Annotated in this window: 23 protein-coding genes; 13 read left to right on the forward strand and 10 right to left on the reverse strand. The window is 70.4% G+C overall.

The features are described 5' to 3' along the window. Positions 1 to 55 precede the first annotated feature (55 nt). On the reverse strand, positions 56 to 943 hold the full coding sequence (gene pdxY, locus ACTIF1_RS13815) for a pyridoxal kinase PdxY (protein ID WP_439597018.1): 888 nt from the start codon (positions 941 to 943) through the stop codon (positions 56 to 58). 121 nt (positions 944 to 1,064) lie between these two features. Further along, positions 1,065 to 1,706, reverse strand: a complete 642-nt coding sequence (locus tag ACTIF1_RS13820) for a cation transporter (protein WP_439597019.1) — start codon at positions 1,704 to 1,706, stop codon at positions 1,065 to 1,067. Between the two features lie 248 nt (positions 1,707 to 1,954). Here ACTIF1_RS13820 and rpmE point away from each other — a divergent pair, with 248 nt between their 5' ends. Beyond that, positions 1,955 to 2,185 (forward strand): 50S ribosomal protein L31, encoded by a 231-nt coding sequence (rpmE, locus tag ACTIF1_RS13825; protein ID WP_439597020.1) that lies wholly within the window; start codon positions 1,955 to 1,957, stop codon positions 2,183 to 2,185. 226 nt (positions 2,186 to 2,411) lie between these two features. Continuing rightward, positions 2,412 to 2,894, forward strand: a complete 483-nt coding sequence (locus ACTIF1_RS13830) for an Hsp20 family protein (protein WP_439597021.1) — start codon at positions 2,412 to 2,414, stop codon at positions 2,892 to 2,894. Positions 2,895 to 2,941: 47 nt separating this feature from the next. Here the strand turns inward: ACTIF1_RS13830 and ACTIF1_RS13835 are convergent, their stop codons facing one another. Further along, positions 2,942 to 3,139 carry a DUF1192 family protein gene (locus ACTIF1_RS13835; RefSeq protein WP_439597171.1) on the reverse strand — a complete coding sequence of 66 codons (198 nt, stop codon included), beginning with the start codon at positions 3,137 to 3,139 and terminating at the stop codon, positions 2,942 to 2,944. Between the two features lie 139 nt (positions 3,140 to 3,278). On the opposite strand from ACTIF1_RS13835, the gene ACTIF1_RS13840 reads away from it, so the two are divergent. Then, the gene (locus ACTIF1_RS13840) at positions 3,279 to 3,848 is read left to right on the forward strand and encodes a cell cycle transcriptional regulator TrcR (RefSeq protein ID WP_439597022.1); all 570 of its coding nucleotides are present in this window, start codon (positions 3,279 to 3,281) and stop codon (positions 3,846 to 3,848) included. A 99-nt stretch (positions 3,849 to 3,947) separates the two neighbouring features. Here the strand turns inward: ACTIF1_RS13840 and ACTIF1_RS13845 are convergent, their stop codons facing one another. Continuing rightward, the gene (locus tag ACTIF1_RS13845; protein ID WP_216840107.1) at positions 3,948 to 4,118 is read right to left on the reverse strand and encodes a YdcH family protein; all 171 of its coding nucleotides are present in this window, start codon (positions 4,116 to 4,118) and stop codon (positions 3,948 to 3,950) included. 202 nt (positions 4,119 to 4,320) lie between these two features. Here ACTIF1_RS13845 and ACTIF1_RS13850 point away from each other — a divergent pair, with 202 nt between their 5' ends. The 6 genes from ACTIF1_RS13850 to ACTIF1_RS13875 all read left to right on the forward strand — a co-directional run bounded on the left by ACTIF1_RS13850 (position 4,321) and on the right by ACTIF1_RS13875 (position 9,196). Next, positions 4,321 to 4,521 carry a DUF465 domain-containing protein gene (locus ACTIF1_RS13850; RefSeq protein ID WP_439597023.1) on the forward strand — a complete coding sequence of 67 codons (201 nt, stop codon included), beginning with the start codon at positions 4,321 to 4,323 and terminating at the stop codon, positions 4,519 to 4,521. Positions 4,522 to 4,558: 37 nt separating this feature from the next. After that, the gene (purE, locus tag ACTIF1_RS13855) at positions 4,559 to 5,056 is read left to right on the forward strand and encodes a 5-(carboxyamino)imidazole ribonucleotide mutase (RefSeq protein WP_439597024.1); all 498 of its coding nucleotides are present in this window, start codon (positions 4,559 to 4,561) and stop codon (positions 5,054 to 5,056) included. Between the two features lie 5 nt (positions 5,057 to 5,061). Beyond that, the gene (locus ACTIF1_RS13860; protein WP_439597025.1) at positions 5,062 to 6,186 is read left to right on the forward strand and encodes a 5-(carboxyamino)imidazole ribonucleotide synthase; all 1,125 of its coding nucleotides are present in this window, start codon (positions 5,062 to 5,064) and stop codon (positions 6,184 to 6,186) included. Between the two features lie 180 nt (positions 6,187 to 6,366). Next, complete coding sequence (locus ACTIF1_RS13865; RefSeq protein WP_439597026.1) at positions 6,367 to 7,458, forward strand: OmpA family protein; 1,092 nt, start codon at positions 6,367 to 6,369, stop codon at positions 7,456 to 7,458. Positions 7,459 to 7,564: 106 nt separating this feature from the next. Further along, entirely contained in the window at positions 7,565 to 8,173 is a 609-nt protein-coding gene (locus tag ACTIF1_RS13870; protein ID WP_439597027.1) for a glutathione S-transferase family protein, read from the forward strand. 270 nt (positions 8,174 to 8,443) lie between these two features. Then, positions 8,444 to 9,196 carry a DUF1194 domain-containing protein gene (locus tag ACTIF1_RS13875; protein ID WP_439597028.1) on the forward strand — a complete coding sequence of 251 codons (753 nt, stop codon included), beginning with the start codon at positions 8,444 to 8,446 and terminating at the stop codon, positions 9,194 to 9,196. A 16-nt stretch (positions 9,197 to 9,212) separates the two neighbouring features. On the opposite strand, the gene ACTIF1_RS13880 is transcribed toward ACTIF1_RS13875, so the two are convergent. Continuing rightward, positions 9,213 to 9,461 carry a DUF3072 domain-containing protein gene (locus ACTIF1_RS13880; RefSeq protein ID WP_439597029.1) on the reverse strand — a complete coding sequence of 83 codons (249 nt, stop codon included), beginning with the start codon at positions 9,459 to 9,461 and terminating at the stop codon, positions 9,213 to 9,215. Positions 9,462 to 9,624: 163 nt separating this feature from the next. Here ACTIF1_RS13880 and ACTIF1_RS13885 point away from each other — a divergent pair, with 163 nt between their 5' ends. Beyond that, a complete protein-coding gene (locus ACTIF1_RS13885) occupies positions 9,625 to 9,999 on the forward strand; it encodes a hypothetical protein (RefSeq protein ID WP_439597030.1) in 375 nt (124 codons plus the stop codon). Between the two features lie 6 nt (positions 10,000 to 10,005). On the opposite strand, the gene recQ is transcribed toward ACTIF1_RS13885, so the two are convergent. Both recQ and ACTIF1_RS13895 read right to left on the reverse strand, forming a co-directional pair. Further along, a complete protein-coding gene (recQ, locus tag ACTIF1_RS13890; protein ID WP_439597031.1) occupies positions 10,006 to 11,829 on the reverse strand; it encodes a DNA helicase RecQ in 1,824 nt (607 codons plus the stop codon). A 104-nt stretch (positions 11,830 to 11,933) separates the two neighbouring features. Next, positions 11,934 to 12,338, reverse strand: coding sequence for an OmpA family protein (locus ACTIF1_RS13895; RefSeq protein WP_439597032.1), 405 nt, complete (start codon positions 12,336 to 12,338; stop codon positions 11,934 to 11,936). A gap of 126 nt (positions 12,339 to 12,464) precedes the next feature. On the opposite strand from ACTIF1_RS13895, the gene ACTIF1_RS13900 reads away from it, so the two are divergent. Beyond that, a complete protein-coding gene (locus ACTIF1_RS13900; RefSeq protein WP_439597033.1) occupies positions 12,465 to 13,469 on the forward strand; it encodes a hypothetical protein in 1,005 nt (334 codons plus the stop codon). Between the two features lies 1 nt (position 13,470). On the opposite strand, the gene ACTIF1_RS13905 is transcribed toward ACTIF1_RS13900, so the two are convergent. Together ACTIF1_RS13905 and ACTIF1_RS13910 are read right to left on the reverse strand one after the other, a co-directional pair. Then, positions 13,471 to 13,950: an SRPBCC family protein gene (locus tag ACTIF1_RS13905; protein WP_439597034.1), complete on the reverse strand. Its 480-nt coding sequence runs from the start codon at positions 13,948 to 13,950 to the stop codon at positions 13,471 to 13,473. Next, positions 13,940 to 14,284 carry an ArsR/SmtB family transcription factor gene (locus ACTIF1_RS13910; protein ID WP_439597035.1) on the reverse strand — a complete coding sequence of 115 codons (345 nt, stop codon included), beginning with the start codon at positions 14,282 to 14,284 and terminating at the stop codon, positions 13,940 to 13,942. The genes ACTIF1_RS13905 and ACTIF1_RS13910 overlap by 11 nt, the downstream gene beginning before the upstream one ends. A 125-nt stretch (positions 14,285 to 14,409) precedes the next feature. Here ACTIF1_RS13910 and ACTIF1_RS13915 point away from each other — a divergent pair, with 125 nt between their 5' ends. Both ACTIF1_RS13915 and zigA read left to right on the forward strand, forming a co-directional pair. Then, positions 14,410 to 15,051 (forward strand): DUF1826 domain-containing protein, encoded by a 642-nt coding sequence (locus ACTIF1_RS13915; protein ID WP_439597036.1) that lies wholly within the window; start codon positions 14,410 to 14,412, stop codon positions 15,049 to 15,051. Further along, a complete protein-coding gene (gene zigA, locus ACTIF1_RS13920) occupies positions 15,048 to 16,244 on the forward strand; it encodes a zinc metallochaperone GTPase ZigA (protein ID WP_439597037.1) in 1,197 nt (398 codons plus the stop codon). Before ACTIF1_RS13915 ends, zigA begins: the two co-directional genes overlap by 4 nt. A gap of 3 nt (positions 16,245 to 16,247) precedes the next feature. Here the strand turns inward: zigA and ACTIF1_RS13925 are convergent, their stop codons facing one another. Continuing rightward, the gene (locus ACTIF1_RS13925) at positions 16,248 to 17,033 is read right to left on the reverse strand and encodes a class II aldolase/adducin family protein (protein ID WP_439597038.1); all 786 of its coding nucleotides are present in this window, start codon (positions 17,031 to 17,033) and stop codon (positions 16,248 to 16,250) included. Between the last annotated feature and the right edge of the window lie 20 nt (positions 17,034 to 17,053).

A 17,053-nucleotide genomic window follows, 5' to 3' on the forward strand; every position in this document is an offset into this window, starting at 1 on the left:
GGCGGCTCTCCCGATTGTGGGAGAACAACGCGCCAGCAGGGCCCCGCGTTGCCCCTCAGCAGGCCTCGGCGCGGAAGACGCGGGAGGGGGTGACGAACTCCTCCTGCGCCGCCACCGTCAGGATCTCCCGCGACCCAGCCTCCGCCGTGCGCCGCAGCAGCCCGTAGATGGAGGAGGCCGCGGCCGAGAGCGCGACGGAGGGCTCGCCCCAGCGAAGCCGGTGGAACAGGAACAGCGCCGCGATCGCATCCCCCGCGCCATTGACGGAGATCGGCAGCAGCGGCGTGCGGATGCGGTGGAAGCGCCCGCCCTCCCCCACCAGCATGTCCATGGCCTCGGCCGGCGTGTCTTCCACCCGCAGCGAGGTGACCAGCACGCAGCGCGGCCCCTTGGCCTGCAAGGCGGAGATGGCGGCCTTGGCGCTGTCCAGGCCGGCAATGGCCTGGCCGGTCAGCCATTCCAGCTCGAACTGGTTCGGTGTCAGGATATCGGCGGCCGGCAGGGCGCGGTCGCGCATGAACTCCGGAATGCCGGGGCGGACGAAGATCCCGCGCCCGACATCGCCGATCACCGGGTCGCAGCAGTACATGGCCGCGGGGTTGGCCGCCTTCACGCGATCCACGGCCGAGAGGATCGCCTCCCCAATCCCGGCATCGCCCATGTAGCCCGAGAGCACGGCGTCGCAGCGCGACAGCGCGCCACGCTCGGCGATGCCCAGCACCAGCTCCTCGATCAGCTCACTCGAAAAAACCTGGCCGCGCCAGGCGCCATAGCCGGTGTGGTTGGAGAACTGCACCGTGTTCAGCGCCCAGACCTCCGCCCCCAGCCTCTGCAGCGGGAAGACGGCGGAGGCATTGCCGACATGGCCATAGGCGACCCAGGACTGGATCGAGAGGATGTTCAGCGGCCGGCCGGCATCGGCGGGCGAGACGGCCTGGTTCATGCGCAGCGCGCCCCCGCCACCGGCAGGCCGGCGCCGGCGAAGATGGCGGATTTCCCCTGCAGGCGCATGCGATCATCCCCTGGAAGCTGCGCCGGAAGGGTCCCTCAATCGGCGCGGCGCCTCAATGGGCATGCCCCGCATGGTCGCCATGCGTATCGACCTGGCGCAGCTCGGCCAGGGCCGTGCGGATGGTCAGGATGCTGGTCTGCAGGAACAGGCCCGACATCACCGCGGCCACCGCCAGGTCCGGCCAGCGGGTGCCGGTGCCGAAGACGCCGGCGGCGGCGGCCAGCACCAGCAGGTTGCCATAGGCGTCGTTGCGGCTGCACAGCCAGACGGAGCGGATATTCGCATCCCCCTCCCGCCACTTCCACAGCAGCAGGACCGAGAGGAGGTTGGCGGAGAAGGCGGCGATGGCGATGCCGCCCATGGTGAAGGCCTCCGGCACCCCGCCCCCCAGCGTCCGCCACACCGCCGCCCCCAGCACCCAGGCCGCCATCAGGCCGAGCGAGACGGCCTTCAGCAGCGCGGCCCGCGCCCGCGTTGCCGCCGCCATGCCGATGACGGCCAGCGAAACCCCGTAGGTCGCGGCATCCATGGCGAAGTCCAGGCTGTCCGCCTGCAGCGCCAGGGACCCGGAAAGGGCGCCGGCGATGAATTCGACGAAAAACATCCCGCCGTTCAGCAGGATGATGATCCAGAGAACCCGTCGGAAGGCGGGATCCTGGCCGGTGAAGACGTGGTCGTGACCGTCATGGGGCATGCGGATTTTCTGGTACGGCGGCCGTGACTTAACAAGGCCAATCCGCGTCTTTCTTGTATTTGGTTACAACATAGCGCCCGGCAATATTATAACCTTCTTATCCGGTTCTTGACTGGCCGGAGCAGGAAGGGCGGCCCGGCCTGCCCGCCGCAAGCCGCAGGTTGCGCGGGCGCAGGGCCTCCTCTATAGCGCGCCTTCCCGCGCCTGCCGGTCGCTGTCGGCGGGCCCATTTGCACGAGCACCCTGCGATGAAGCCCGATATCCACCCCGAATATCACACCATCAACGTCATCATGACGGATGGCACGACCTTCACGACCCGGTCCTGCTACGGCAAGGAAGGCGACACCCTGCGCCTCGACATCGACCCGAAGTCGCACCCGGCCTGGACCGGCCAGCAGCGCGTGATGGACACGGGCGGCCAGATCGCCAAGTTCAACAAGAAGTTCGCCGGCCTGGGCATCCGCAAGCCGGCCTGATCCGGCGCGGGGTTCCGCTGGTTCCGAAGCGCGCCGCCGGTCTCCGGGGCGCGCTTTTCGCGTCTTCGGCCCCCTTGAAGCGGGGCTGGGCGCTGACCAATTCCTGCGCTGCCGACGGTGCCCGATCGGGGCCGAAGGCGCGGTGACCGGAGAAGCCGCCCGTTCGCGGGGGCAGGGTTCCGGTGGACCGCGGCACAACCGACCTTGCTATCGCAGGAGGTCTTCCGTGAACGCTTTCGATTTCTCCCCCCTGTTCCGCTCCGCCATCGGCTTCGACCGCATGGCCCGCTTGGTGGAAAACGCCCGCGCGGCGGCCGAGGGGCCCAGCTACCCCCCCTACAACATCGAGAAGACCGGTGAGGACAGCTATGTCCTGACCATGGCCGTCGCCGGCTTCGGCCCCGACGACATCGAGGTCACGGGGCACGACAATACCCTGACAGTTGCCGGCAAGGCCGCGCCGGCCGCGGCGAACCAGGAGAATGGCCGGGTGCTGTACCGCGGCATCGCCGGCCGCGCCTTCGAGCGTCGCTTCGTCCTCGCCGACCATATCGTCATCGAGGGTGCGCAGCTCGAGCACGGCCTGCTGCATGTGGCGCTCAAGCGTCAGGTGCCGGAGGCGCTGAAGCCGCGTCGCATCGAGATCCAGGCCGCTCGCGCGCCGCAGCGGGTGCTGGAGAATCCGGCGCCCCAGGCCCAGGCCGCCTGAGGTCGAAGTGAAAGGGGGGGGCCGGCGGCGCGATCCGCCGGCCCTTCTCAGCCTTGGGGCGGCGGCTTGAAGAACAGATCCGCCGCGGCACGGCCCGCCTGCCGCTTGCCGATCTCCGCCTCGGCGCGGGCGATCTCGACGCGCAGCTCCTCTATATAGGCGCGCAGCTCGTCCACATCCCAGCGATCCATCACCGGCCGCGCAAAACGTCCCTTCGGCCGCGGGGCCTCCTCCTCCATCATCATCGCCAAACCCTCTCACATCCTGCCGCGAGGCTTTGACCCAGCCCCGACCGCTCTCTATATCCGATACGACGAGGCGCGGGCGCCCCGGCGGAGCGGTTGCCTGCCCGGGTCGCGGGCCGAACCACCAAAGGGTCCCATCATGAAGACGCCCCTGATGCCGAAGGCCACCGCCGTGTGGCTGATCGAGAAGACCTCGCTGTCCTTCGAACAGATCGCCGATTTCGTGGGCATGCACCCGCTGGAAGTCCAGGCCATCGCGGATGGCGAGGTGGCGCAGGGGATCGTCGGCTACGACCCGGTGGCCAATGACCAGCTGACGCGGGAGGAGATCGCCCGCTGCGAGGCGAGCCCGGCCGCGCGCCTGGTGCTGACGGAACGCGCCACCCCGCTGCCCAAGCAGCGCAGCAAGGGCGCGCGCTATATTCCGGTGGCGAAGCGCACGGAGCGGCCGGATGCCATCGCCTGGCTGCTGCGCAACTACCCGCAGCTGTCGGACCCGCAGATCGTGAAGCTGCTGGCCACCACCAAGGAAACCATCGCCAAGGTGCGCGACAAGACGCATCCGAACACGCCGAACATCAAGCCGCGGGACCCGGTGACGCTGGGCCTCTGCACGCAGACGGCGCTGAACGAGGCGGTGGGCACGGCGAATGACCGGCATGGCGGGCCGATCCCCGCACCGCTGCCGATGGACGACGCCGCCGCCTGATTTTCGGGAGAAAGGCCCCTGGCGGCCCTCCTGGCCGCCGGGCCCCGCGGCCTTCCTGGCCGCGGATGCGGGACGGGGCGGGCCCCGTCCCGGCGCCACTCAGTGGCGCAGCTTCAGCTTTTCCATCTCTTCCTTGAGGCGCAGTTTTTCGCGCTTCAGGCGCATCAGCGCCAGGTCATCGGGGCGGGGTCGTCCCCCCTCCTCCGCGATTCGCGTCTCGAGCGTCGCGTGCCGCGCCTCAAGGGTGCGGATACGGGCAGCCTCGGCCATGCGCAATCATCCTTGTCCGTTGCCTTGCGGGGCAGCGGCGGCACGATCCACGCCGGAGGCGGGCGCCGCAGGAAGTGACAGGCGGCATAACCGGCCCCGGGCGCGCAACCGTCCCTTCTGCGCCCGCGCCTGTCATGTTATGCCGCTGATCGGCGCTTTCCAGCGCCAAGTTTGAGACACCCAACTGAAACATTGGGGGCGCATGCAGGCCGATCGCGATAGCCTCCTCCGCCGGCTGCACGAATTGCGCAGCGAGCACCGGGACCTCGACACCGTGACCGCGCGGCTGGCCGAGGCCGCGACGGATGCCCTGCAGCTGCAGCGCCTGAAGAAGCGCAAGCTGAAGCTGAAGGACGAGATCGCCTGGCTGGAAAGCCAGCTGGTCCCCGATATCAGCGCCTGAACCGATTTACCCTGACCGCAAGCATGCCGAGGCAGCGATGACCGAGCCAAACGCCGCGCAACCCCGCGTGGGCGTCATCATGGGCAGCACCTCGGACTGGGAGACGATGCGCCATGCATCGGAGGTCCTGGCCAGGCTGGGTGTGGCACATGAGACACGGGTGGTCTCCGCCCATCGCACGCCGACCCGCATGTACGACTACGCCCAGGCCGCGGCCGGCCGGGGGCTCAAGGTGCTGATCGCCGGCGCCGGCGGCGCGGCCGCCCTGCCGGGCATGGTCGCCTCCCTCACGCCGCTCCCGGTCCTCGGCGTGCCGGTGGAAAGCCATGCGCTGAAGGGCATGGACAGCCTGATGTCCATCGTCCAGATGCCGGGCGGCATCCCGGTGGGCACGCTGGCCATCGGCAAGGCCGGCGCCATCAATGCCGGGCTGCTGGCAGCCGCCATCCTGGCGCTGGAGGATCCGGCCCTGGCCACGCGGCTGGCCGAGTTCCGCCAGGCCCAGACCGATGCCGTGGCGGAGTCCCCGATTTGACGGCGATGAACACCGCGATGCTCCCGCCCGGCTCCACCATCGGCATCCTGGGCGGCGGCCAGCTCGGCCGCATGTCGGCCCTGGCCGCGGCCGCGCTGGGCTATCGCTGCCACATTTATGCGCCGGAGGAGGACAGCCCCGGCATGCAGGTGGCCGCCGCCCGCACCGTCGCACCCTATACGGACGCCGCGGCGCTGGCCCGCTTCGCCGCCGCCGTGGATGTGGTGACCTTCGAATTCGAGAATGTGCCGGCCGAAACGCTGGATGCGCTGGCGCCCCTGGTGCCCTGCCGCCCCGGCGTCGCCGCGCTGCGCATCGGCCAGGACCGCATCGCGGAAAAGCGCTTTTTCGAATCGGCGGGCATTCCCGTCGGCCCCTGGCGCGCCGTTCACAGCCTGGAGGACCTCCAGGCCGGCATCGCCGAACTCGGCCTGCCGGCGGTGCTGAAGACCACCCGCATGGGCTATGACGGCCGCGGCCAGGCCGTGCTGCGGCGGGCGGAGGAGGCGGCCGAGGCCTTCGCCCGGCTGGCCCCGCATCCGCTGATCATGGAAGCCTTCATCCCCTTCGCGAAGGAGGTCTCCGCCATCGCCGCGCGCGGCCTGGACGGCCAGGTCGTGACCTTCGATGCGGTGGAGAACCGCCATGCACACCACATCCTGGACCTGACCTTCGCCCCCGCGATGGTGGCGGATTCGGTGGCCGCCCAGGCCCGGGCGCATGTCGCGGCCCTGGCCACGGCGCTGGAACTGGTGGGCGTGCTGGCGCTGGAGATGTTCCTGCTGCCGGACGGCAGCCTGCTGGCCAATGAAATGGCGCCCCGGCCGCACAATTCCGGCCATTGGAGCATGGATGCCTGCCGGCACGGGCAGTTCGAGCTGCATATGCGCGCGGTGGCCGGCCTGCCGCTGCCGGAGCCGGGCCGGCACGCCGATTCGGTCATGAAGAACCTGGTGGGGCCCGAGAGCTTCGCCGCCTGGCCACGCCTGGCCGCCGCGCCCGATGTCGCACTGCACCTCTATGGCAAGGCGGAAGCGCGCGAGGGCCGCAAACTGGGCCATGCGACCCGCCTTCTGCCGCCGGGTACCCTGGCAGAAACGACCGAACCGGACCTGCTCTCGCCGCTGTGACCAATTTGCCATGGTGGGCTGTGGCCGCATTATCACAGTGCGGGGATTGTGCTGCATCAGCGATGGAGAAGCGCGAAAAGCGGTGTAGATAGCGGTCATGCATCTGGTGCGGCGGCATGGACCGCCACTGTGGAAGGGCCACGCCGCCCGGTGCCGCGTTTGTTCTTGAGGAGAAAATCAATGAGCCTGAGGAAGATCCTTCTGGCCGCCACGGTGCTGGCTCTGCCGGTCGCCGCGAACGCGCAGCCGATCAGCGGCCTCTACATCGGTGGTGGCGCGGGTGTGAACCTGCGGCAGGAATCCGACATCACCCTGTCCCCGAGCATGGCGAGCGTCATTCCCGGCGTGCCGCGCACCGGCACCGCCGAGTTCAACTACGGCTATGTCGGCGTGATCAGCCTGGGCTACGGCTTCGGCAACGGCGTCCGCGCCGAGATCGAGGGTTCCTACCGCACCAATGACGTGGACGACGTCTCCGGCATGGGCGTGCCGCGCAACGGCCGCTCCTCCGGCCGCGCCACGACCTATGGCGTGATGGCGAATGCCCTGTACGACTTCGACCTCGGCCCGGGCAGCTTCATCACCCCCTATGTCGGCGTCGGCGCCGGCTACCAGTGGGTGGACAACGACATCCGTGGCGGCGTGAACAGCGGCGCGACCGTGCGCATCGACGGCACCGACGGCCAGTTCGCCTACCAGGCGATCGTCGGCGCGGCCTTCCCGATCGCGCAGGTGCCGGGCCTGGCCATCACCACCGAATACCGCTTCCTCGGCACGATCGACAACGAAGTCGACGCGCGCCGTGACAATTCGGGCCGCGGCAATGCGGAGATGGACAACTACAACCACAGCCTGCTGATCGGCCTGCGCTACGCCTTCGGCGTGACGCCGCCGCCGCCGGTCGTGGCGCCGGTTACTCCGACGCAGCCGCCGCAGACCATCGCCCGCACCTACCTGGTGTTCTTCGACTTCGACCGCGCCGACCTGACGGACCGCGCCCGCCAGATCATCGCCGAGGCCGCGACGAACAGCCAGCGCGCCGGCACGACCCGCATCGAGGTCTCCGGCCACGCCGACCGTTCGGGCACGCCGCAGTACAACCAGCGCCTGTCCGAGCGCCGCGCGGCGGCCGTTGCCGCCGAGCTGGAGCGCCGTGGCGTGGCGCGCTCCGCCATGGCCATCCAGGCCTTCGGCGAGAGCCGCCCGCTGGTCCCGACCGCCGACGGCGTGCGCGAGCCGCAGAACCGCCGCGTCGAGATCGTCCTGCGCTGATCGCAGGCCTCTCGCGAAGCCTTGGGAAGGGGGCGCCGCAAGGCGCCCCCTTTTCTTTTGCGCGGGTCCCTTCCCTTCCGCCCCGCGGGCTGGGACCCTGGCGGCCATGATCCTCATCGGCCGCAACCTCTCCCCCTTCGTCCGCCGCACCGCGGCCGCGCTCAACCTGCTCGGCCTGCGCTATGCGCAGCGCCCCTTCAGCACGGCGGAGAACGGCGCGGAGATCCGCGGTTTCAACCCGCTCGGCCGGGTGCCGGCGCTGGTGATGGAGGATGGGGAGGTGCTGCTGGACAGCGTCGCGATCCTCGATGCGCTGGATGAGCTGGCCGGCCCCGACCGCGCCCTGGTGCCGCGCACCGGCGCCGCGCGTCGGGCGGTGCTGCGCGCCACGGCGCTCGGCGTCGGCGCCACGGAGAAGGTGGTGGCCGCCTATTACGAGGCCCGGCGGCCGGAGGCGATGCGCTGGGCCGACAACCTGGCCAAGCAGACCAGCCAGGCGCAGGCCGGTTTCGCGGCGCTGGACGCGCTGGCGGACTCCGGCGGTTGGCTCTGCGGAGAGGCGCCGACGCTGGCCGATGTGACGGCGGTGGCGGGGCTGGATTTCGCCGATCGGGTGCTGCCCGAGCTCACTGCCGGGCGCTTCCCCGCCCTCTCCGCCCTGCGCGACCGCGCCAATGCGATTCCGGCCATCGGCAGCACCCGCTGGCAGGGCTGAGCGCCCTCGCCGGCTTTCTGAGGCCACCGCGCCAGGTCGTTGATATCTGCCCGGAATGTGGCATGGCGACGCTGCGCGCCTGGCGGCGGGCGTTAGGATTGCCTTAGAAGTCGGCAACCAGAAAAAAACTGCCCCGATCCGGTCAATTCAGAAGATGAACTGCCCGATTTTAAGGATTTCTTATGTTGCGGTGCAGCATGATGCGCTCTACCTAGCCCGCGGGAGCACTCGCGCAGGGCACGGCCAGCAGGCTGAACAGGAGCGCGTGCGATGCGGATCGGATCACTCACCCGCCGTGGGATCATCACCGGGGCCCTTGCCGCCCCCTTCATCCTCCGCCCCCGCGCGGCGCGTGCCCAGGAGCCGGTGGATATCGAGCTGGTGCTCGCCGTCGATGTCAGCCGTTCCGTCGACGAGCAGGAGCAGGAGCTGCAGTTCAAGGGCTATGCCGCCGCCTTCCGCGACCCGCGCCTGATCGAGGGCATCGCCGGCGGCCCGCTGGGGCAGATCGCCGTCACCCTTTTCACCTGGTCGGACTGGCATATCCAGGAACTGCTGGTGCCCTGGACCCGGGTGGATGGCGCGGCCTCCGCCGAGGGGCTGGCGCAGGCGCTGGATGCCGCGCCGCGCCGCACCTGGCTCTATACCTCCATCTCCGGCGCCATGGATTATGCCGCCGGCCTCTTCGGCCAGGGCTTCGAGGGCACGCGGAAGGTGGTGGATATCTCCGGCGATGGCATCAGCAATTCCGGCCGCCCGGTGGCCGATGCGCGGGCCGATGCCCTGGCCAAGGGCATCGTCATGAACGGCCTGGCGGTGATCGACAAATCCCCGCAGCCCTGGGCCGCCGGCATGCCGCCGCTGGATGACTACTACCGCGACGAGGTGATCGGCGGCCCCGGCGCCTTCCTGATGGTCGCCGAGGGTTTCGAGGCCTTCGAGACGGCGGTGAAGCGGAAGATCATCCGCGAGATCGCCTCCGCCCCGCCGCCCGGTCCGCTGGTGGAGCGCGCCTACGCCTGAGCCCACGACACAGGCTTCAGGACCGGCCCCGGCCGGTCTTCGCCTGCAGCTCATCGATGCGCTTCGAGGCATCGGCCTTGGAGAGGGAGGGGTCGAATTCCTCCTTCGCCTCCTCGCTCAGCGTCTTCAGGTAGGAGGCTTGGGCCCCGGTCATCGCCTCATCCCCCGTGGTCCAGTCATCCGGGTCCTTGATGGTATTGGAGGCGGGATCGGGCACCGTCTTGGGATTTTCCGCGTCATCGGAGGTCGGTTTGCGGTCGGCCATGCTGGTCTCTCCCTCTGGAGTTGCCAGAACGTTCACGGTCGTCCGAAGGTTTCCGACCGGCCGCGTTCAACCACGAAATGACACATTCCGGACACGGAACACCCTTCGGAAGTTCACCATCGCGGCCGAGGCTCGCGGTGTTGCCACTCCAGGGAAGATCCCGATGCGCCGCCTTCTGTTCGCCAGCCTCGCCGCCACCTGCCTTGCCGCCATGGGCCCCGCCGCGCCGGCGCAGGCCCAGGGCCGGCAGGACTTCACCATGGTCAATCGCACCGGCTACCAGATCAACGAGGTCTATGTCGGCCCCTCCAGCAGCCCGAACTGGGGCCGCGACATCCTGGGCCAGAACGTGCTGGCCAATGGCCGCAGCTTCAACGTCACCTTCCCCGGCCGCTCCAGCGAATGCATGTGGGACATCAAGGTGGTCTATGAGGATCGCGACCAGTCGGAGCTGCGCCAGGTGAACCTCTGCCGCGTCAGCACCATCACCCTGTTCTGGGACCGCCAGCGCAACGCCACGCGCTTCGTGGCGGAGTAGCGCCGCTCAGAGCTCCGCCAGCACGCGCAGCACGGCCTCGCCATAGCGGTCCAGCTTGGTGCGGCCGACGCCGGCGATCTCGCCGAGCTGGTCCAGGCTGCGCGGCCGCTGGGCGGCGATCTCGGCCAGGGTGCGGTCCTGGAAGATGACATAGGCGGGCACGGATTGCGCCTGCGCCTCGCCACGGCGCCAGTCGCGCAGCGCCTCGAAGGCCGCATCACCCACCGGCGCGGCGCTGCCGCCGGCGCTGCGGCCGTTGCGGGCGGGGGCGGCGGAGGCCTGCACGAGATCCTCCCGCAGCATCACCTTCTCCTCCCCCTTCAGGATCGGCTTGGCGGCATCCGTCGGCACCAATTCGCCATGGTTCTCCACGGCGACATCCAGGATGCCGCGCGCCACCAGCTGGCGTGCGACGCCCCGCCAGGCGAATTCGGAAAAATCGCGGCCGACACCGAAGGTCGGCAGCTTGTCATGGGCGAATTGCGCGACCTTGTCGGTCAGCTTGCCGCGCAGCACGTCCACCACATGCGCCACGCCGAAGCGCCGCCCGGTGCGCAGCACGGCCGAGAGCATCTTCTGGGCCGCGACCGTGCCGTCAAAGACCTTGGGCGGGCTGCGGCAGACATCGCAATTGCCGCAGGGCGGCGGCTCCGGCTCCCCGAAGCAGCGCAGCAGGATCTGGCGGCGGCAGGTGGCGGCCTCGGCGATCGCCACCATGGCATCCAGCCGCTGCCGTTCGATCCGCTTCTGCTCCAGCGCCGCGGGGCTTTCCTCGATCCGGTGGCGGCCGAGCGCGATATCGCCGGCGCCATAGAGCAGCAGGGCCCGGGCCGGCAGGCCGTCGCGCCCGGCGCGGCCGATCTCCTGGTACCAGCTCTCCGGCGATTTCGGCAGATCCAGGTGGACCACCCAGCGTACATCGGGGCGGTCGATGCCCATGCCGAAGGCGATGGTCGCGCACATCACCACGGAATCGCCACGGGCGAAGCGGCGATGCGCCTCCCGCTTCGCATCCGATTCCATGCCGGCATGGAAGGCCAGGGCATCATGCCCCTCCGCGCGCAGCCATTCGGCGGTCTGGTCGGTCTTGTTGCGCGTGCCGCAATAGACGATGCCGGCGCCACCCTTGCCGGCCTCCTCGCGCAGGAAGGCGCGTAGCTGGGTGCGCTCGCTCTCGCGCGGCGCCGCCTCGATGCGGATGTTCGGGCGGTCGAAGCCGCCGCGGAAGACCGGGTCCTCGGAGAGACCGAGCTGGCGGCGGATATCCTCGACGGTGCGGGGATCGGCGGTGGCCGTCAGCGCCAGCCGCGGCACGCGGGAGAAGCGTTCCGCCAGCACGCCGAGGCCGCGGTATTCCGGCCGGAAGTGATGCCCCCATTGGGAGACGCAATGCGCCTCATCCACCGCAAACAGCGCGACCGGCAGCGTCTCGAGCCGGGAGAGCATGCCCTCCAGCGCCAGGCGTTCCGGCGAGACATAGAGCAGCTTCAGGTCGCCATTGTGCAGGTCGCGCAGCACGGTGCGGGACTCGCCCTCCGGCAGGTCCGAATGCAGCGCGGCCGCCGCCACGCCCTGCTGGCGGAGTGCGGCGACCTGGTCCTCCATCAGCGCAATGAGCGGGGAGACGACGATGCCAACCCCGGGACGGCACAGCGCAGGCACCTGGAAGCAGAGCGACTTGCCGCCACCGGTCGGCATCAGCACCAGGCCGGAGCCCCCGCCGGCCACATGCCGCACCACCTCCTCCTGCCGCCCGCGGAAGCCGGGGTGGCCGAAGACGCGGCTCAGAACATCGAGCGGATCGGTGCTCTCGTCGGGATGGTCGGACATCGCGGCAGGGAATCGGCCGTCATCGGGCATGGCCCTCTCTGCCACGGCCTGACCTGCGCGCCCAGGGTCATGCGATGGGGCAGGTCGCCCTGCCCCATCCGGCATCACGGATAGCCGATGATGACCTCGACCCGGCGGCTCTCGATCGGCACCGAGTCGAAGGGCACGGGGCCGCGGCCGATGACCTGGATCCGGCTGGCGGCGACGCCGCGCTTGATCAGCTCATCCGCCACCTGCTGGGCGCGGCGCTGCGACAGCTCGCGGTTGAAGGCGGCGCCGCCGGCCGGGCCGGCATAGCCGCGCACCTGCACCGGCACTTCCGGATGGCGGCGGGCCAGGCGGGCGGCATCGGCCAGGACGGCCAGCGCCGGCTCGTCGAGATCGACGCTGTCCACTTCGAAGAAGACGACGCGGGGCGGCTGGCCCACGAGTTCCCGCGGGTCCGCGGCACAGGCCGCCAGGATGACGGCCGGAAGCAGCCCGGCCAGGGCGAAGGCGCGGCGACGCATGCGAGACTCCAGGTGCAGTTTGCCCATAGGTCGCGCGCCGGAGCACTCGGCGTCAATGACCCGCCAGGCAGGCCGCGCGGGGGCGCCGCTCAGCCGCCGTTAACCCCGTTGCCGCATCCTTCCGCCGTGCCAGTCTCCGAAGCCTCCCTCACAAGCCTGCCGGAGCCGCGCGGCTTCGACCCGGTGCGGTTTCCCGGCACGGCGGAGGGCGAGACCTGGCCGCCGCCGCGCTTCGACTTCCAGGCGAGCTGGCTGCGCGAGCCGGGCATGGCCTTCGAGCGCGATCCCTCCGGCGGCATCGGCCTGGTGCGGCCCTATGCGCATATGCGGATGCTGGCCGATCTGGAGAATGCGCATCTGCTGCTGGATATCGCGCCCGGCACGCATGACTTCCGCCTGCTGCGGCTGGTGCCGGCGGCGCTGCGCTGCGTCGAGCGAATCCGCCCCGGCGATCCGGTGCCCGGACCCCTGCTGGACGAGGATCCGGAGCCGGTGGCGGAGCATCACCTCTATGCCGCCACCTCCGAACTGGTCGCCCGCCTCGCCGCCACGGCGGGGGAGGAGGGCGAGGCGCTGGCCGAGGCGATGCGCCGCACCCCGCCGGGGCCGGCCATGTTCGAGGCGGCGATCGCCCATTGCATCACCAAGGGCGGCTTCCCGATGGGCACCATGGCGCCGCTCGGCCGCCGGCTGCAGCTGCTGGCCAATGCCCATGCGCGCGTGCTGGCGGCGGCCGCCAGCCAGCCGGACTACGAGGCGATGGAGCGCATGGTGCGGCGGACACGGGATGCGCTGGGCAGCGACCGGCGCTGGGCCGGCGACCTGCTGACCCGCGCCATGGAGGGGCTGCTGCCCATCATCGGCCGGCCCCGCCGCACCAGCGCCGCCCTGCTGGCCAGCGCCGAGGCGGCGATGCGCCGGCCCTTGCCGCTGGAGGCGCCGACCCGGCTGATCCGCGAACAGCTGGTCCTGCGCGACCAGCTGCTGGACCTGTCGGTCTTCTGGCACCGGCTTTCCGCCGCCTGGCTGGCGGTGGACCCGGATACGACGGACCGGCGGGAGATCGAGGCCCTGGCCCGCAACGCCCTGCGCCGCCTGGCGCTGGAGCCGCTGTACCGCCTGCCGGACTAGACTAGGCGGGGGCAAGCCCCTGCACATGGGCCACCAGCTGGTCCAGCGCCGTGCCCCAACCCTGGGCGAAGCCCATGGCGGCATGGCGCTCGCAATCGGCCGGGTCCTTGTGCAGGGCGGCAGCCGTGTAGCGGGTGCCGCCATCGGCGGCCTCCAGCGTGATGATGCCGGTGAAGAAGGCGCTGGCGGAAGGGCGCCAGCCGGGCTGCAGCGCATCGGTGAAGACCAGGCGCCGCTCCTCCACCACCTCCAGGTAGCAGCCGGCATTGTCCATCGGCGGCCCCTCCGGCCCCTGCATCACGGTGCGGAAGATGCCGCCCGGCCGCAGGTCGATCTCCGCCTCCAGCGTGCGCCAGGGGGCAGGCGTGAACCACTTCACCAGGTGTTCCGGCCGGGTCCAGGCCATCCAGACCAGGCGCGGCGGCACCGGCACGATGCGGGTGAAGTGCAGGTCGAGCGCGGGGTCGAAGTCAGCAGCCATCGGTTTCGTCCTTCATGCTGAGCAGATAGGCATCCAGCCGGTCCAGCCGGCCCTCCCAGGCGGCGCGCTGCCGCGCCAGCCAATCCTCCGTCTCGCGCAGCGCCTCGGGCCGCAGCGCGCAGATGCGCCGGCGGCCGCGCTTTTCCGTGCCGATCAGCCCGCCCTGTTCCAGCACGCGGATGTGCTGCAGCAGGGTGGGCATGGCCATGGTGAAGGGCTCAGCCAGGCGGCTGACGGAGGCCGGCCCGGCGCCGAGCCGGGCCAGGATGGCGCGGCGGGTGGGATCGGCGAGGGCCTGGAAGGCGCGGTCGAGGGCGGCGGATTGGTTAGTCATGTGACTAACCATACAGCGGCAGGACGCCGGCGCAAGAACAGTTAGTCGAATGACTATCTGTTGATCGTGGCCTTGTGGTCGCTGCCTCAAGATGCAATGTTATACTATAACATCCTGAGCCCGCCATGCTGATCGAAGGCTTCTCCCCGCCGGATGGCCCCGCCAACCTCGCCAGCCCGACGCCCCAGGTGCTCAGCGCCATCCTGCGGCCCAGCGCCAATATCGCCATCTGGACCCGGCGCCTGCCGCGCGGCGTGCTGCGGGGCGCCACCGGCCTGGCCGTCCGGGCGCCCTTCAGCCTGACGGCGGAGGATGCGGCGGATGCCGTGGTGGACCGCATCGCGGCCGCCCTGCCCACCGCCACCACCGCGGATTTCCTGCTCGACCTGCTGCGGCTGGCGCGCATCTTCACCCATCTCATCGGCGATCCCCGCCTGCGGATGCGGCTGGAGGTGCTGGACGGGCCGGGCTGCCATCGCTGGCATGCGGATGCGGTGGGCCTGCGTCTGCTCTGCACCTATCGCGGCGCCGGCACCGAATGGCTGCCCCTGCCCGGCGGCGCCGCGGCCGCGCGGCAATTGCAGGATGGCGCGCCGAGCCTGCCGCCGCAGCGGCTCGCCACCGGCGATGTCGCGCTGCTCAAGGGCGAGGGATTCCCGGGCAATCGCGGCGCCGGCTGCATCCATCGCGCCCCACCCCTGCGGCCGCGCGCCCCGGCGCGCCTGCTGCTCTGCCTCGACGAAGCCGGACGGATCCCCCTCGAATGACCGATACGCGCCTTCCCGTCACCGTGCTGTCCGGCTTCCTCGGCGCCGGCAAGACCACGCTGCTGAACCACATCCTGGCGAACCGCGAGGGCCGGCGCGTCGCCGTCATCGTCAACGACATGTCGGAGGTGAATATCGACGGCGCGCTGGTGGGCCAATCCGGCGCGCTGTCCCGCACCGAGGAGCGGCTGGTGGAGATGTCCAATGGCTGCATCTGCTGCACCCTGCGGGAGGACCTGATGCAGGAGGTGGCGAAGCTGGCCGCCGAGGGCCGCTTTGATGCGCTGCTGATCGAGAGCACCGGCATCGGCGAGCCCATGCCGGTGGCCGCCACCTTCGACTTCCGGACGGAGGACGGCTTCTCGCTCTCCGACATCGCGCGGCTCGACACCATGGTGACGGTGGTCGATGCCCAGGCCTGGCTGCGCGACTATGCCTCCGCCGACAGCCTGGCCCGCCGCGGCCAGACCACGGGCGAGGGAGATACGCGGCTGCTGGTGGACCTGCTGGTGGAGCAGGTGGAATTCGCCGATGTGCTGGTGCTGAACAAGGCCGACCTGGTGAGCCTGGAGGATCTCGGCCGCCTCTCCGCTTTGCTGGCCACCTTCAACCCACGCGCCGAGATTCTGGCCAGCACCGAGGGCCGCGTGCCGCTGCGCCACCTGGTGGATACCCAGAAATTCGACTTCGGCGCGGCGAGCCAGGCGGCGGGCTGGGCGCAGGCGCTGGCCGGCGAACACCTGCCGGAATCGGAGGAATTCGGCATCACCAGCTTCGTCTGGAAGGCGCGCCGCCCGCTGCATCCCGCGCGCTTCAAGCGGCTGATCGAGGGGCCGCTGCCCGGTGTCGTGCGGGCCAAGGGCTTCTTCTGGCTGGCGACGCGCATGCCCTGGGCCGGGTCCTGGCAATTGGCCGGGGCGATCGGCCGGCATGAGGCGGCGGGCTTCTGGTGGGCCGCGATGGACCCCGCGGAATGGCCCGCCGAGCCGAGCTGGCGCGAGGGCGTGAAGGCGCACTGGCAGGAGCCCTTCGGCGACCGCCGCCAGGAGATCGTCTTCATCGGCATCGGCATGGATCAGGCCGCGCTTCGGCGCGGGCTGGAGGCCTGCCTGCTCACCGAAGCCGAGATGCAGGGCGGCCCCAGGGCCTGGGCCAGGCTGCCCGACCCCTTCCCCGCCTGGCGCCAGGCCTGAACTTCAGCAGCGCCAGTCGTTGCGATCACCCTCGATCAGCCGCAGGCTGGCCTGCCAGGCCAGCGCCAGGTGCGGGCTGTTCGGGTCCGGGTTGCGGTTGAACTGCCCGGCGGTGCGCAGGCGCACCTCCTCCGGCGGCAGCACCAGCTTGGCGCCGCCGGCGAGTGCCGCGACCTGTGCCTGGCAGGCGCGCTCCAGGTAGTAGATCCGGTTCCAGGCCTCGGAGACGGTGCCGCCGGTGACCAGCAGCCCGTGGTTGCGCAGGATCATCGCCGAATGCGGGCCGAGATCGGCCACCAGCCGGTCCCGCTCCTCGAGGTCCAGCGCGATGCCCTCGTAGCCGTGATAGGCGAGGTGGCCGTAGAATTTCAGCGCATGCTGGCTGATCGGCAGCAGCCCGTGCTCCTGGGCGGAGACGGCGATGCCGGCCGCGGTATGGGTATGCACCACGCAGGTCGCATCCTCCCGCGCCGCATGGATGGCGGAATGGATGACGAAGCCCGCCTTGTTCACCGTGGCGGGGTCGTCCGGGTGGTGCGGGTCCACCACATTGCCGTCCAGGTCGATCTTCACCAGGTCGCTGGCGCGCATCTCGTGGAACATCACGCCGTAGCGGTTGATGAGGAAGTGGTGCTCGGGGCCGGGGATGCGGGCGCTGATGTGCGTGTAGATCAGGTCCGTCATCTTGTGATGCGCGACCAGGCGATAGAGTGCCGCGAGGTCGCAGCGGATCTTCCACTCGGCCTCGTCGATGCCGGCGGGGATGCGGGAGGGGGCGTTGATGTCCATGGCGGCAGATCCTGGGGCGG

Origin of the sequence: Falsiroseomonas sp., from assembly GCF_051860665.1 — a bacterium.
Lineage (GTDB): Bacteria > Pseudomonadota > Alphaproteobacteria > Acetobacterales > Acetobacteraceae > Falsiroseomonas.